A 16548-nucleotide genomic window follows, 5' to 3' on the forward strand; every position below is an offset into this window, starting at 1 on the left:
ACAATGTTTTTTAAAAATAAATCCAAAAAAACTAACGATAATTTTGATTTAGGCAAAAGAAAATCAATTTATCGCTTTGAAAAAAAAGAAAAAGAAATAAAAGAGTTTGTTGAGGATGAAAAATTTGCCGATAAGAAGCCTTTTTTAATTCGCACTAAAAATTACTTTTTTGGAATCTGAAAAGAGTATGTAACGATAAAATGAATGAAAAAAACCGAATTATTTGAAAATTTTTTTCGAGTTTTATGATTTTCATTATTTTTTATTGCAATTTTTATTACCATAGATGTGTTAATGAATATTTTTCGTTTTGCACATCTTTTATAAGAGGGGATAATGGAAGAAGAATTTAATTGATATATTGTAAATTTTAATAATAAACTAAAAGATACAATTATTTCTGACTTAAAGGAACGAATTAGTTCTTTAAATTTAGAAGAATTTTTTAAAGAATTTAAAATTATTATTAAAAAAGAAATTAATGCTAAGTCTAAAAAATTTATGGAAAGAAATATTTACCCAGGGTATCTTTTTATTCTTATGAAAATGAACAATGATTCTTGGCACGTGGTTCGTCATACCCCAGGTATTATTGGATTTTTAGGTACAACCGGCAAAAAAGCCCAACCGATTCCAATTTCTTTTTCAGAAGCCGAAAAAATGCTCGAAAAATATGAAGAATATGAAACAAAAAATTATGAAAAAACCATTAATTTTGATGTCAACGATATTGTTTATATTAAGGATCCGTCATTAGGTATCGATCACGGGAAAGTTTTAGAAATTAATTTAGAAAAGGAACTAGTAACTGTAGAAATTGAAGTTTTTGGAAGACTAACACCATGAGTAATTCCCCTGAAAAATGTTTCTAAAAGATAATTTTTTTCTGGTACAATAATCCTTGTAAATATGAAAACTATTAAAAGAATTGCAAAAATTAGATTTAATGGAGGTTCTGCAAAACCTTGTGCGGCACTTGCTGGACTTTCGATTAATATGCCGCAATTTTGTAATGCATTTAACGAAAAAACCAAAAATAATCCAAATGATTTATTTCCTGTTTCCATTACAGTTTATAGTGATAAATCATTTGATTTTGAAATAAAAACCCCGCCAACTTCAGTTTTAATAAAAAAAATGATTAACTTAGAAAAAGGTTCATCTGATGTGAAAAAAAATAAGGTTGGCAAGATTAAGCTTTCTCAAATTAAAGAAATTGCTAAAATAAAAATCCCTGACATGAATACCGTTGATTTGGATGTTGCATGCAAATCAATTATTGGATCTGCAAAGTCAATGGGTTTAGAAATAATTGAAAGTGAGTAAAAATTGACCGAAAACATTACAGAAGACACAAAAAATGTCGCTACCACTGTTAAAAAAGCTAGCAAACAAAAATTAACAAAAAATTTTCAAAAAGCTTATTCAAATGAGTACTTTAAAACAAAAAAGAAAGTATCCATTGAAAAAGCGGTTGATGTTTTAAAAGAAATAAAATTTTCTAAATTTTCTGAATCTTTTCAAGCATCTTTTGTGCTTGCAAAACCAAAAAAAGGGAAGCTGTCTTTTTCTGGTTTTGTAACTTATCCAAATTCTTTTTTGAAAGAAAAAAGAATTTTAGCGATTGTTCCAGATAATTTAATCGAATCTGCTAAAAGTGCCGGAGCTTTATTTGCTGGAGGAATTGAGTATTTAGAAAAAATTCAAAATGAAAATTGATTTGATTTTGATTTAATTGTTACTGTGCCAAAAATGATGACAGCAATTGGAAAAGTTGCAAGAATTTTAGGACCAAAAGGTTTGATGCCTTCACAAAAATTAAAAACAGTAACTGATGATGTTGAAAACTGTATTTTAGAATTTAAAAAGGGGAAATATTTTTTCAAAGTTGATTCACATGGAAATTTAAACGCAATTTTTGCCAAAGATACCATGAATAATTCAGAAATTATTGATAATTTTAATATCTTAGTTAAGGCAATTAATTCTTTTAAACCCCAAAATATTAAAGGTAAATTAGTTTTATCGTGCAATGTTTCTTTAACGATGTCTCCATCAGTAAGGGTTGAAATATAATGTCATTATCATTAAACAAAAAAAATACTAAAATTTTAGAAATTAAAGAAAATTTATCTGCAAATAAATGTTTTTATATTTGTAATTATCAAAAAATTACTTCAAATAAAATTAATTTAATTCGAAGAAAAGCCAAAGAAAATGGTTTTAAGTGTGTCGTTTATAAAAATAATTTATTTAATATTGGGTATAAAAAATTTTATAATTTGCAAGACGACATTGAAAATTTATCTGGACAAAACATTTTTTTGTTTCGAAAAGATGAAGGTTTTAAAGGATTAAAAGAAATTAATAACTTTACCAAACAGTATGACAATAACCTTAAATGTGTTTTTGCTTTTTTTGAAAATTCTCTTTTAAAGGAAAAAGAACTAAAAAAACTTTCAAGATACGGTTCAAAAAATGATCTTATTGCTTCATTAGCTTTTGTTTTATCGTCTCCGATCATAAAACTTGCTTTAACATTAAAAAGTCTTGTAAGTTTAAAAGAAGAAAATAAAGAAACCAATAAAAATTAATTTTTTAAGGAATAAATTAAAAGGATATAACTATGGAAAATAAAAAAATAGATGAAATTTTAAAATTAATTGATGAAATGAGTGTTTTAGAACTTAATAACTTAATTACTTCAATTGAAGAAAAGTACAACATTAAGGCTCAAGCGATGGCATCTGGTTCTGCTGCTAGCCATGATGAAGTCGAAGAAAAAGAACAAAAATCTTCTTTTTCAATTTTCTTAAAAGAAGTTGGTCAGAAAAAAATTATGGTTATTAAAGTTGTTCGTGATATTAAAAATTGTAATTTAATGGAAGCTAAAAAAATTGTTGAACAAGCACCAGTTCTAATTTTAGATAAATTAAATCAAGATCAAGTAAAAGAAGTCCAAGCAAAATTTGAAGAAGCTGGAGCAGTTTGCGAAATAAAGTAATTTTTTCTTTAAATTTCTTTAAATACTTAAAAAAGCATTTTTTAAGTAAACAATATTATTTTTTAGGAGCATTATGGTAAGTTACACAATTAAACAATGTGGAGACTATATTGAAAGAATTAACTTTTCTAAGAAAAAAAAAGAATTAGAAATTCCTAATCTTTTATTAATTCAGAAAAAGAAATTCCAAGAATTAATTGACTTTGAACTAGAAGAAACATTTTCTTCTTTTTTTCCGATTACAAACAAAAATAAAACAATTTCTTTGGTTTTTAATAAATTGTATTTTGAAGAACCAAAAATAGATTATTTAACCGCAAAAAAACTTGGTAAAAACTATGAATATACGATCAATTGTTCGTTTTCTTTACTGATAAATAATAAAGTTGTTCAAGAGAAAAAAGTATTTTTATGTTTTCTTCCAAAAATGTCTTACAAGGGAACTTTTGTTGTTAACGGTGTTGAAAAAGTAGTCGTATCACAAATTGTAAGATCACCTGGAATTTATTTTGCCAAAATTTTTGAAAAAAACATTGGCAGATTTATTTATTATTTCAATTTTATTCCCTTGTTTGGAACTTGATTAGAATTTTTCTTTGATTTGAAAGAACATTTGTTTGTAAAACTTGAAAAAAACCGAAAAATTTCTTTTGCAATTTTTTGACTTTCATTAAATCTTACCGAAAAACAGGCTCTCGAACTTTTTTTAGATGATGAAATGATTGAAAATAGTTTTTCAAATTTTAAAGATTATTCTGCAGTTGACGCAAGAAAAGATTTTTATCATAAATTAAAACCTGGCGAACCAATCAGAAAAGATGAAGATATTGTAAAAATTATTGAAAACCTGCTTTTTAATGAAAAAAATTTTTCTCTTGGAAAAGCAGGACGTTTAAAAGTTAATAAAAAATTAAATATTTGTGAAAGAGCTTACCACAAATATTTAGCTGAAGACATTTTGGATAGAAATAACAAAGTTATTTTTTCTAAAGGAACGTTCATTGGTAAAAAAGAAACCGAAATTTTATCAGATTTAATTGAAAAAGATAAATTAAAGTTTTTTGAATTAAAAATTTCACCTAAAAAAACCTTAAGATTTTATCGTTGGTTTATAAGCAATGAAAACAATAGCGATTCTTCATATGTTATTTTAGGAACTCAAAAAAGTCCCTTAGAAGAAAAACAATTTAAAATTCAAGATTTTATTGTCGCAATTAATTATTTTTTAAATTTAAAACACAATATTGGTGAAACTGATGACATTGATGATTTATCGAATCGAAGAGTAAGAACTTCTGCTGATTTAATTAAAAATCAAATTGTCAATGGACTGTTAAAAATTGAAAAAGGTTTGAGAGAGATGATTATGGGGGCAAACGAAGCTACCATTTCCTTTAAAAATTTATTTTCAAATAAGTACTTATTAACTTTAATTAAAGATTTTTTTAATACTTCACAACTTTGTCAATTTTTAGATCAAACAAACCCCCTAGCAGAACTTGCAAATAAAAGAAGAATTTCTTCGCTTGGAGTTGGAGGATTGAATCGAGAAAGAGCTGGATTTGAAGTTCGAGATGTAAGACCTAGTTTTTATGGAAGATTTTGTCCGATCGAGACTCCTGAAGGACAAAATATTGGATTGATATCAAACTTAGCAACTTTTGCTAGAGTTAATGACTTAGGTTTTATTGAAACACCTTATTTAAAAGTTAAAGATGGAAAAGTTTTGCAAGATGAAGTTGTTTATTTAGAGGCTGACGAAGAACAACACTACATTATTGGACAAGCAAAAATTGATACTGATGAAGATAATAATCTAACTCATGATTTAGTTATTGCAAGATACAAAAATGAAACCATTGAAGTTGAAAAAGAAAAAGTAAATTATATTGATGTTTCTCCAAAACAACTTTTTTCTATTTCTGCTTGTACGATTCCATTTTTGGAACACAATGACACTACGAGAGCACTTATGGGTTCAAACATGCAACGTCAAGCGGTTCCTGTTTTAAATGCAGAAAACCCTTTAATTGCGACAGGAATTGAATATCAAATCGCCAAAGACTCAGGACTTGCGTTATTATCATCTGATGAAGGGGTTGTCGAATATGTTGATGGTAATGAAATTGTTATTAAAAACTCTAAAGGTGAATTAATAAATCATAAACTTTACAATTATTTACGAAGCAATAAAGATACTTTAATTTTACAAAAACCGTTAGTAAATATTGGCGATATTGTAAAAAAAGATCAATTAATTGCTGATGGTCCTGGTATTGTAAACGGCGAACTTGCACTTGGAAATAATATCTTAGTTGCCTTTATTAGTTGATATGGATATAATTTTGAAGATGCGATTATTGTTTCTGAAAGATTAATTGAAAAAGATATTTTTACCTCAGTTCACATTAAAGAATTAGAAATTGAATGTCGTTCTACAAAGCAAGGATCTGAAGAAATAACTTGAGATATTCCCAATATTTCTTCATATGAAAAAAGATTTTTGGATGAAGATGGACTTATTATTCCGGGAACTAGAGTTCAAGTTGGTGATATCTTAGTTGGAAAAATTACCCCAAGAGGTGAGTCAAATTTAACTCCAGAAGATCGCTTACTTCAAGTAATTTTTGGTGAAAAAAGTAAAAATTATAAAGATACTTCCCTTCGAGTGCCAAATGGATATGAAGGAATCGTTCTATCAGTCCACAGATATTCTAAAAGAGACTATGAGAACTTGGGGATGGATGTTTTTGAGATTGTAAAAGTCTTTATTGCTCAAAAAAGAAAAATTCAAGCAGGGGATAAAATGAGTGGAAGACACGGAAATAAAGGAGTTATTTCGAAAGTTGTTCCCAAAGAAGACATGCCCTTTTTAGCTGATGGAACGCCAATTGATATTATTTTAAATCCCCTAGGGATTCCTTCAAGAATGAATATTGGACAAGTTTTAGAATTACATCTAGGTTTAGTTGCCAAAAAAAATAATTGAAAGATTTTTAATCCAATTTTTGATGGAATTACCATTGATCAAATTAACACTTTGTTAAAAGAAAATTTTCCCGAAGCTCCAGAAGGCAAATTTAGTTTATATGATGGGTTAACTGGTGAAAAATTTAAATCAAAAATTTCTGTTGGCTATATTTATCTTTTAAAACTATATCATATGGTAGAAGAAAAAATTCATGCCAGAAATGTTGGCCCTTATTCTTTAATAACTCAACAGCCCCTAGGTGGAAAAGCTCAAAATGGTGGTCAGAGATTTGGAGAAATGGAAGTATGAGCCCTTGAAGCTTATGGAGCATCCCATTTATTACAAGAAATGTTAACTTTAAAAGCTGATGATATTAATGGAAGAATTAATGTTTATAATGCTTTAATTTCTGGAAATAAAATCCCAGGATCATCCATTCCCGAATCTTTTTTAGTTTTAATTAGAGAACTAAAAGGCCTTGGCTTAAACGTTATTGTTCATCAAAGAAACAACTTTCAAAAGTCAGAGGAAGACCCACTTTTAGATAAAAAAACATATTTGGAAAGCATTGATAGTTTAGAAAAAGAATCTGAAGATTTTTATCAATTTATTCCTAAAAAGGATAATATGGAAGCAATATTTACTTTTAAAAGCGCTGTAGAATTAGAAAGAGGTGAAGATGATGAAAAAAATTAGCGATATTCATCAAAAAAATATTGAGTCCATCTCAATAAGCCTTGCTTCTTCGAGCGATATTATTAGTTGATCATATGGAGAGGTTAAGACATCGGAAACGATTAACTATAAAACTTTAGCTCCAGAACCAGATGGACTTTTTTGTGAAAAAATTTTTGGACCTGTAAAAAATTATGAGTGTGCTTGTGGAAAGTACAAAAAGCCCAAAAACAAAGGGATAATTTGTGAAAAATGCGGTGTTGAAGTAACAGAATCAATTGTTAGAAGACAAAGATTTGGCCATATTAAACTTTGTATTCCAGTTTGTCACATTTGAATGTTTAAATACACTCCTAGCAAACTAAGTTTAATTTTAAACTTAAAAGTTAAAGAAATTGAAGAAATTATTTATTTTATTTCTTATGTTGTGATTGAACAAGGAAATTCTACTTTAAAAGAAAGAACCATTATTGATCAAAATAATTGTCATAAATATTTTTTACAAGAATTGTTAGATATTAAAGAAAAAAAATCTTTATCTGGCAAGGAATTAATAAAATGCGAACAGTTTATTCATGTTTTTTCAAATGAAGGAAACAAAAAACAGTTTATTCCATTTTTTGATATTTGTGAATTTATTACTTTACAAAGTAAAGCCAAATTTGGAATTGGTGCCCAAGCAATTCAAGAATTACTTCAAAAAATTAACTTTAAAAAAGAATTAGAAGAATTAGAACAAAAAAAAAATTCATACCATCAAAACATTATTCGTTACTCAAAAAGATTTCAACTTCTTCAAAAAATTGTTGAAAATAATAGTTTGATTAACCAATTAACAATTGATATTATTCCAATTATTCCCCCAGAAATGCGACCAATTATTCAATTGGATAACGGTAGATTTACATCATCTGACGTAAATGAACTTTACAGAAGAATTATTATTCGAAATGAACGTCTTAAAAGAGCTATTGAATTAGATTCTCCAGTAATTATGTTAAATAATGAAAAAAGAATGCTTCAAGAAGCAGTAGACGCCTTATTTGATAATACTAAAAAACACAAACCATTTCTTGGTAAAGATAAGCACGTTTTAAAATCACTAACCGATCTTTTAAAAGGAAAACAAGGAAGATTTCGTCAAAATCTTTTAGGTAAAAGGGTTGACTATTCGGCCAGAAGTGTTATTGTTGTCGGACCTGATTTAAAACTTTATCAGTGCGGAATTCCCAAAGAAATTATTTTAAAAATTTATTTACCACATATTATTGGGGAATTATTAAAAAAACAATTAGCAAAAAATATTAAATCAGCTCAAAAGCTAATTGAAGAACAAAATAAAATTATTTGACCAATTGTTGAAGAATTAGCAAATTCTCGCCCCCTACTTTTAAACAGGGCTCCAACATTGCATAGACTAGGAATTCAAGCTTTTCAACCAAAAATTATTAATTCAAAAGCGATAACTTTACATCCTTTGGTAACAACAGCATTTAATGCTGACTTTGATGGTGATCAAATGGCGGTTCATTTACCACTTGGGGATGCAGCAATTGCAGAGGCTAGAACGCTTATGATCGGAAGTAATAATATTTTGGGGTTAAAAGACGGAAAACCAATTACCATTCCAAATCTTGATATGATTTTGGGAATTTATTATTTAACTTCTGAAAAAAAATTTGAAAAAGACCAAAAAATTCATTTTTTTGCCAACGAAAAAGATGTTTTATTTGCCCATAAAAATGAAATAATTTGTGAAAACCAGTTAATTTTACTTTCACTTGAAGCAATTAAAAATAAAATTTCTGATAAAAATTTTAATCTAAATTCTGGTTATTTAATTACAACCCCAGGAAAAATTATTTTTAACTCAATTCTTCCCAAAGATTTCTTTTATGTTAACAACTTTTCAGATCTTAAAAACTTTTCTAAAAACGACCTTGTTTTTTTAAACAAAGAATCTGATTATTTATCTGTAAATTCAAAAGAGGATATTTTAAAAATTCTTTTAGAAAGAAAAATTGAAGCTGGATTTAATAAATCAAACGTTTCTTCTTTAATTTCAACGATTTACGATCAATATACGAATCAAATTGCCAAAATTTTGGATGACTTAAAAGATTTAGGTTTTGAATACGCAACTAAATCTAGTACCACATTTTCAATTTCTGATCTTATTTTTAAAGAAAAAGATAAAAACATTGTCTTAGAGTACAAAAATAAATTAGTTGAAGAAACTTCATTAAAAGTAAAAAAATATTGAAACTTTTATCTTAAAGGTTTTTTAACAGAAAAAGAACGCCATCAACATGTGGTTAACAGTTGATCTGAGGCAAGAGATAAAATTCAAGATTTCTTAAAAAATTTAATTGAAGATGAAAAAAATCAAAGCAATCCTTTGATTATGATGTTAAAATCTGGTGCTAGGGGAAATATTTCTAATTTCACCCAACTTTCAGGAATTCGAGGGCTTATGAACAATCCTAAAGGGGAAATTATTGAAATTCCGATTTTTTCATCATTTTACGAAGGATTAAATATTTCTGAATTTTTTATTTCAACTCACGGCGCTAGAAAAGGATTAGCAGATGTTGCTTTAAAAACTGCAGATTCTGGATATCTTACAAGAAGACTTGTCGATGTTGCCCAAGATGTCATTGTAAATGACGATGATTGTGGAACTTTAGAATATATTGAAGTTTCTGACATCATCGATGAAAAAACAAATTCTTTAATTGTTCCCTTGCATGATAGAATTCTTGGTCGTTATGTCTTAGAAGATTTATATGATAAAAACAATCGTATTATTATTCAAAAAAATCAACTAATTGACAGAAAAATTGCTAAAGAAATTATTGATAATGGGATTCAAAAAGTAAAAATTAGAAGTGTTTTAAAGTGCAAATCTCCATATGGTGTCTGCAGAAAATGCTATGGATGACATCTAGCTAACAACAAAGAAGTTGAAATCGGTGAATCGGTTGGAATAATTTCGGCTCAATCTATCGGCGAACCTGGTACCCAACTTACCATGCGTACCTTTCATACTGGGGGGGTTGCTGGAGAATATGACATTACTCAGGGTCTACCTAGAATTAAAGAATTATTTGATGTTACGAAACCTAAAGGTGCTGTTGCAACAATTTCACCAGTTGATGGATTAATCACAAACATTGCTCAAGTTAATGATTATCAATTAAAAATTACCATTGAAACGGAATATTTATCTTCAAATAAAAAATACAAAAAATATCATATTTCAGAAACAGTTTTTATCAATGACTCTTTAAGAGTAAAAGTTGGAGATTATGTAACTGTTGGTCAGAAATTAACTAATGGAAATTTAGACTTAAAAAAATTATTAGCAACAACTGATATTGATGAAGTGCAAAAATACATTATTAAAGAAGTTCAATGAGTTTATCGTTTGCAAGGAATTGAAATTTCTGACAAATATATTGAAATCATTGTTTCCCAAATGATGAATAAAATTTTAATTATTGGTTCTGGTGATTCTGACTATCAAGTTGGAACCTTAATTCACAAAGATAAGTTTATTAAAGAAAACAAAAAACTTTTTTTAGAAAAAAAAAATCCAATATTTGGTAAAATAGTTTTGCTAAGTGTGAAAAAAGCACCATTACTTGCAAATTCATTTTTATCTTCTGCATCCTTTCAGGACACATCAAGAGTTCTTTCAAATGCGGCTGCAATTGGAAGCATTGATCATCTTTATGGCCTTAAAACGAATGTTTTAATTGGAAACTTAATTCCTGCAGGAACAGGGTTAAAAAATGAAGATGAAGTTATTGCTGAAAGTAAAAAAGCCATTTACAATTACTATTAAAACAAATCATTCACAAGGAGTATCAATTTGCCAACAATTAGTCAATTAATTAAAAAACCCCGAAGCAAGGTGAAAAAAAAATCAAAATCACCTGCATTACACTTGTTTTTAAACAATATTAACAAAAAAACAAAAAAAGTTTTTTCACCTCAAAAAAGAGGAGTTTGTACCAGAGTTGCTACAATGACACCCAAAAAACCTAACTCTGCCTTAAGAAAATATGCAAAACTTCGCTTAACTAATGGGATGGAAGTTATCTCTTATATTCCAGGAGAAGGCCATAATCTTTCAGAACACTCAGTTGTTTTAATTCGTGGTGGTCGAGTTAAGGATTTACCTGGTGTAAGATACCATATTATTAGAGGTACTCTTGACACCTTTGGTGTTTCTAAAAGAAGACAAAGCAGATCTCTTTATGGTACAAAAAGACCAGCAAAAGAACAGGGTAAAACGAAAAAATAATGCGCAAACAAAAAGCCAAAAAAAGAGAAATAACACCAGACATTCTTTATAAATCAAAGATTGTTACCAAACTAATTAACAAGTTGATGTATAAAGGCAACAAACTTTCAATTGAAAAACAAGTGTATGAAGCTTTCGACTATATTAATCAAAAAACCGGACATAACCCCCTAAAAGTTTACGAACAAGCTTTAAACAATGTTATGCCGAGAGTAATTGTAAAATCTAGAAGAATTGGTGGGGCAAATTATAAAATTCCTGTTGAAACTTTACCTTATCGAAAACTTTTTTTAGCAGTTAGATGAATTATTGTCAGTGCTAGAGAAAGAAAAAATAAAACCCTTTCAGAAAAATTGGCATTAGAAATTATTGATGCTGCAAAAAATTCTGGTGGTGCTGTTAAAAGACGCGAAGAAATAGAAAAAATTGCAGAAGCTAATAAAGCTTTTGCACACTTTAGGTGATAAGATTTGAAACTTGATTATAGTGATCTTTCATTATTAAGAAATATTGGAATTATGGCACACATTGATGCCGGAAAAACGACAACGACTGAAAGAATTTTATATCACGCTGGAAAAATTCATAAGATTGGTGAAGTTCATGAGGGCGAAAGCCAAATGGACTGAATGGTGCAAGAACAAGAGCGAGGAATTACGATTACTTCGGCTGCAACCACAATTTTTTGAAAGAATCATGTCATTAACATTATTGATACTCCAGGGCATGTTGATTTTACCATTGAAGTTGAAAGAAGTCTTCGAGTTTTGGATTCAGCAATTGCTGTTTTAGATGCTCAAAGTGGCGTTGAACCGCAAACAGAAACCGTTTGAAGACAAGCATCAAAATATAATGTTCCAAGAATTGTATATTGCAATAAAATGGATAAAATTGGTGCTGATTTTTTTTATTCTTTAAAAACTCTAGCAGATAAATTAAATGCAAACGCACATCCTATCCAAATTCCGATCGGTAAAGAAGATCAATTCCGAGGTATTATTGACTTAGTTTCCTTAAAAGCTTATTTTTATGATGGCAATAAAGAAGAAAATTATCAAACTCTAGAGATTCCCGAAGAATATTTAGATGAAGTTGAATTATACCGAAACCAACTTATCGAATCTTTATGTGATTTTGATCATGATTTGGCAGAAATATACTTAAATGAACAAGAAATTACCCCAGAAATATTAAAAAAAGCCATCAGAAAAGCAACCCTTTCAGCAAATTTTTACCCAGTTCTATGCGGTTCTAGTTTTAAAAACAAAGGAATTAAAGTTCTTTTAGATGCTGTAATTGATTATCTTCCTTCTCCAAAAGACATTAAAAATGTTTCAGGGTATGACAAAGACAATCATCCAGTTTTAAGAAATTTAGAAAAAGAAGAACCTTTTTGTGGCTTAGTTTTTAAAATTATGACTGATATTTATGTTGGCAGACTATCATTTGTAAGAATTTACAGTGGAATTTTAAAAAAAGGTTCTTTTGTTTTAAACGCTGGAAATAAAAAGCGCGAACGAATTGGTAGAATTGTTCGCATGCATGCCAACAAAAGAGAAGAAATTGATGTTGCTTATGCTGGAGAAATTTGTGCAATTGTTGGGTTAAAATCAACAACTACCGGTGATACCATTTGCGATCCAGACAATTTTATATTGTTAGAAAAAATGTTTTTTCCAGAACCAGTAATTTCTTTAGCATTAGAACCAAAAACAAAAGCTGATCAAGATAAACTTTCAATTGCAATTCAAAAGCTGAGTGAAGAAGATCCAACTTTTAGAACTCACATTGACAATGAAACTGGTGAAACAATAATTTCTGGAATGGGTGAATTACATTTAGAAATCATTGTTGATCGATTGAAAAGGGAATTCAATGTTGAGGTAAATGTGGGAAAACCTCAAGTATCTTATCGAGAAACGATTACGAAAAAAGGTGATTGCGAAGGAAAATATATTCGTCAGTCTGGTGGTCGTGGTCAATATGGGCATGTTAATGTTATTTTTGAACCAAATGAAAAAAAAGGCTTTGAGTTTGTAAATAAAATTGTTTCTGGAAAAATTCCTTCAGAATACATCAATCCTGTAAGAGATGGTCTAATTGCTTCAATGAAAACAGGATTAATTGCCAATTATCCAGCAATTGACATTAAAGCTACCTTGTATGATGGCTCATTTCATGAGGTTGATTCGAGTGAACTAGCCTTCAAAATTGCAGCATCTGTTGCCTTTAAAGCCTCAAAAGCAAAATGTGAACCAATTTTACTAGAACCAATCATGAAAGTTGAAGTTACCGTTCCAGAAGAGTACTTTGGTGATGTAATGGGTGATATTTCTGCTAGAAGAGGAACAATTGAAAATACTTATAAAATTGGTAATGCATATAACATTTCTTCAAAAGTTCCTTTAAGTTCGATGTTTGGCTATGCAACTGATTTGAGATCAATTTCTCAAGGCAGAGGAATTTATACGATGCATTTTTTTGACTACAAACAGGCTCCAAGAGAAGTTACAGAAAAAATTTTAATTGAAAGGAATAAAAAATAAAAAAATTATCTTATAATAACTAAGATTTTTTGTTTTTTATTAAAAAAAATAAAATTAAGGATTTATAAATGGAAAAATTTGAAAAAGATCACATAAACATTGGTACTATTGGTCACGTAGATCATGGTAAAACAACTTTAACAGCAGCACTTACTTCATACCTTTCTAAAAAAGGTTATGCAAAAAAAGTAAATTATGAAGAAATTGATAAGGCACCAGAAGAAAAAGAACGTGGAATTACCATTAATACGGCGCACGTAGAATATGAAACTGACACAAGACACTATGCCCACGTTGATTGCCCAGGGCACGCAGACTATGTAAAAAACATGATTGTTGGTGCATCACAAATGGATGTTGCAATTTTAGTAGTTGCAGCTAGTGATGGTCCAATGCCTCAAACCAAAGAACACATTTTACTAGCAAAACAAGCTGGTATTAAAGATATTGTTGTTTTCTTAAACAAAGTTGATACTGTTGATTCTGAGGAATTAGAACTTGCAGAAATTGAAACTAGAGACTTATTATCTCATTATGGATATGATGGAGAAAATATTGCTTTTGTCGCTGGAAGTGCTCTTGGAGCTTTAAATGGCGACGAAAAATGAGAAAAAAAACTTCAAGAATTGATTGACATTATGGACGGTTTTCCTGTTCCAGTAAGAGAAATCGACAAACCCCTATTATTACCAATTGAAGATGTTTATTCAATTGAAGGTAGAGGAACAGTTGCTACTGGTAAAATTGAAAGAGGCATGGTACAACCAAAAGATAATGTCGAAATTTTAGGGTTAAAAGACAAAGTTTTAACGAGTGTTGTTACAGAAATTAAACAATTTAAAGATAGTTTAAAAAAAGGAATTGCTGGCCAAAACGTTGGTCTTTTACTTCGTGGGATTAACAAAGATGACATTATGAAAGGTCAAGTTATTGCAACTCCAAAAACAGTAACAACTCATGATGAATTTTCAGCAGTTATTTATGTTTTAAAAAAAGATGAGGGTGGTAGAGCAACTGGATTTACAGAAACTTACAGCCCTTCATTTTATATTCGTACAGCTACTGTAACTGGAACTTTAAAATTACCAGAAAATGTTCAAATGGCTTTGCCAGGAGACCACTTAGAGGTAAATATTCAATTAATTAAAAAAGTTGCCGTTGAACCTGGTACCTTGTTTTCGATTAGAGAAGGCGGAAGAACAATTGGTAACGGAAAAGTTATTAAAGTTTTGTAAAATATGATAGATGCCCAAGATCTTAATTGAGATTTAACCCCTTTAATTGGTAATAATAGTATTTCTTCACTTTTAGTCATCGTAGAGGACTTAAAAAACCAACTAAAAGTGTTAAAAGGGCAGCTTTTTTCATCTAAAGACAACTTTGCTTCATTTTTGTCTTTAATTGAAAAGTTTTATCGAATAAGCAGTGAGATTGAATGTTATTTACAAAATAAAAGCAACTCTAACTTACAAGATATTCAAACGCAAAAAGTTTATCAAGACTGATCTTTAAAATACCAAAAAATTGCTTCAGACTTATTTTTTATTCGTAATGAAATTTTTGCTTCCGAAACAAAAATTAATGAATACTTAAATGATGAAAAATTTTCTTATTTAAAAAATTATTTTCATAATTTTTTTAATTTTAAAAAACATCGCTTGTCTGATGAAAATGAGCAACTTATTAGTCAACTATCAGGTATTTTTGATAATAATAAAAATATTTTTACAAAACTTACGAACGCTGACTTTAAGTTTCGAAAAATTAAAGATTCAAATCATAAAAGTTATGAATTATTGCCTGGGAATGCAAGTTTTTTTCTTTCTCACAAAGATATTGAACTTCGAAAAAATTGTTATAAAAATTTTTGAAAAGTTTATTTTGATCATCGTTTTACTCTAGCAACAAACGCTTTTTACAATCTTTTAAGCACTTCTAAATTTGCTAAAATATATCACTATAAAAGTTCTTTAGAATCAAACACCTTATCAGATTATGTTGATAAAAAACAATATAAATTTATTTTAAAAAATATTTCAGATAATACTAACTTAATTTTGGAATGAAAAAAAATTTTGGTAAAAGTTACCAAAATTACAAATCCAAATCCATGGGACTGAAGCGGTCCTTTATTTGAGGCTTCAAATGATGATTTTACCATTGAAGAAAGCAAGAAAATTATAAAAAAATCACTTTCTCTTTTAGGACCAGAATATTTAAAAGAAATTGATTATGTTTTTGAAAATAACTTAATTGATTGACTTCCAAGACCAAACAAGCGAAGTGGCGCCTATTCTTATTGTGTTTATCAAAAAAATCCTTATATTTTATTAAATTGAAATAAGAAATATTTAGATGTTTCTACTTTAACACATGAACTGGGACATGCAATTCACTCAATTTTTTCGAATCGCCACCAATCATTTTTTTACCACGATTATCCAATCTTTTTAGCAGAAATTGCTTCAATCACCAACGAAATTTTGCTAAATCATTCAATGATTGAGAATACTAAAGACGATGAGAAAAAAAAAGCTTACTTAGAACTTTTTATCAAAGAATTTATTGCCACAGTTTTTCGCCAAGCTCAATTTGCAGAATACGAATTAATTGCCCACGATATGGTCGACAAAGACAATTCACTAACTTACACAGATTTTGTAAAAATTGCGAAAAAATTAAATAAAAAATATTTTCCAAAACTTGAAACTGAAAAAAAATCTCATAAATTTAATTATCTTTGACCACTTTATGTTCCCCATTTTTACTCAAATTTTTATGTTTATAAGTATGTTGTTGGAATGGTTTGTGCAAGTTGCTTTGCCAAAAAAATTATTGATAAAGAAAAAGACGCTGTCAAAAATTATTTAAATTTTTTAAAATCAGGTTCTAGCAAAAAACCATTAGAAATTTTAAAAGAAAATGGAATTGATCTTACAACAGAGCAACCATTTAAAAATGCTTTTTCATTGTTTAATGACTATTTAGTAAAACTTAAAAAATTAGTTAATTAAATTTAAAAAATATTTAAAATTGTCTTAAA

The 16548-nt window shown here is 28.6% G+C and carries 13 protein-coding genes; all 13 read left to right on the forward strand.

Features of this window, described 5'->3' with window-relative positions:
- Positions 1-3 precede the first annotated feature (3 nt).
- Positions 4-327, forward strand: a complete 324-nt coding sequence (locus tag JTY60_RS00830; RefSeq protein ID WP_434414761.1) for a hypothetical protein — start codon at positions 4-6, stop codon at positions 325-327.
- Positions 328-336: 9 nt separating this feature from the next.
- Positions 337-879, forward strand: coding sequence for a transcription termination/antitermination protein NusG (nusG, locus tag JTY60_RS00835; protein WP_434414762.1), 543 nt, complete (start codon positions 337-339; stop codon positions 877-879).
- A 30-nt stretch (positions 880-909) separates the two neighbouring features.
- Complete coding sequence (gene rplK, locus JTY60_RS00840; protein WP_434414763.1) at positions 910-1326, forward strand: 50S ribosomal protein L11; 417 nt, start codon at positions 910-912, stop codon at positions 1324-1326.
- Between the two features lie 3 nt (positions 1327-1329).
- The gene (locus tag JTY60_RS00845) at positions 1330-2076 is read left to right on the forward strand and encodes a hypothetical protein (protein ID WP_434414764.1); all 747 of its coding nucleotides are present in this window, start codon (positions 1330-1332) and stop codon (positions 2074-2076) included.
- On the forward strand, positions 2076-2594 hold the full coding sequence (gene rplJ, locus JTY60_RS00850) for a 50S ribosomal protein L10 (protein WP_434414765.1): 519 nt from the start codon (positions 2076-2078) through the stop codon (positions 2592-2594). The genes JTY60_RS00845 and rplJ overlap by 1 nt, the downstream gene beginning before the upstream one ends.
- 32 nt (positions 2595-2626) lie before the next feature.
- Complete coding sequence (gene rplL / locus JTY60_RS00855; protein WP_434414766.1) at positions 2627-3004, forward strand: 50S ribosomal protein L7/L12; 378 nt, start codon at positions 2627-2629, stop codon at positions 3002-3004.
- A gap of 73 nt (positions 3005-3077) precedes the next feature.
- Positions 3078-6671 (forward strand): DNA-directed RNA polymerase subunit beta, encoded by a 3594-nt coding sequence (locus JTY60_RS00860; protein ID WP_434414767.1) that lies wholly within the window; start codon positions 3078-3080, stop codon positions 6669-6671.
- Positions 6667-10497: a DNA-directed RNA polymerase subunit beta' gene (gene rpoC, locus JTY60_RS00865; RefSeq protein WP_434414885.1), complete on the forward strand. Its 3831-nt coding sequence runs from the start codon at positions 6667-6669 to the stop codon at positions 10495-10497. The genes JTY60_RS00860 and rpoC overlap by 5 nt, the downstream gene beginning before the upstream one ends.
- 27 nt (positions 10498-10524) lie before the next feature.
- Positions 10525-10959, forward strand: a complete 435-nt coding sequence (gene rpsL / locus JTY60_RS00870) for a 30S ribosomal protein S12 (RefSeq protein WP_434414768.1) — start codon at positions 10525-10527, stop codon at positions 10957-10959.
- The gene (gene rpsG / locus JTY60_RS00875) at positions 10959-11426 is read left to right on the forward strand and encodes a 30S ribosomal protein S7 (protein ID WP_434414769.1); all 468 of its coding nucleotides are present in this window, start codon (positions 10959-10961) and stop codon (positions 11424-11426) included. Before rpsL ends, rpsG begins: the two co-directional genes overlap by 1 nt.
- 3 nt (positions 11427-11429) lie before the next feature.
- Positions 11430-13505, forward strand: coding sequence for an elongation factor G (fusA, locus tag JTY60_RS00880; RefSeq protein ID WP_434414770.1), 2076 nt, complete (start codon positions 11430-11432; stop codon positions 13503-13505).
- A 68-nt stretch (positions 13506-13573) separates the two neighbouring features.
- Positions 13574-14740 carry an elongation factor Tu gene (tuf, locus tag JTY60_RS00885; protein ID WP_434414771.1) on the forward strand — a complete coding sequence of 389 codons (1167 nt, stop codon included), beginning with the start codon at positions 13574-13576 and terminating at the stop codon, positions 14738-14740.
- Positions 14741-14743: 3 nt separating this feature from the next.
- Entirely contained in the window at positions 14744-16519 is a 1776-nt protein-coding gene (gene pepF / locus JTY60_RS00890; protein WP_434414772.1) for an oligoendopeptidase F, read from the forward strand.
- The last annotated feature ends 29 nt before the right edge of the window (positions 16520-16548 follow it).

This window comes from symbiont of Argiope bruennichi (genome assembly GCF_051094275.1).
In the GTDB taxonomy this organism is placed as follows: Bacteria; Bacillota_I; Bacilli_A; order Mycoplasmatales; family SG1.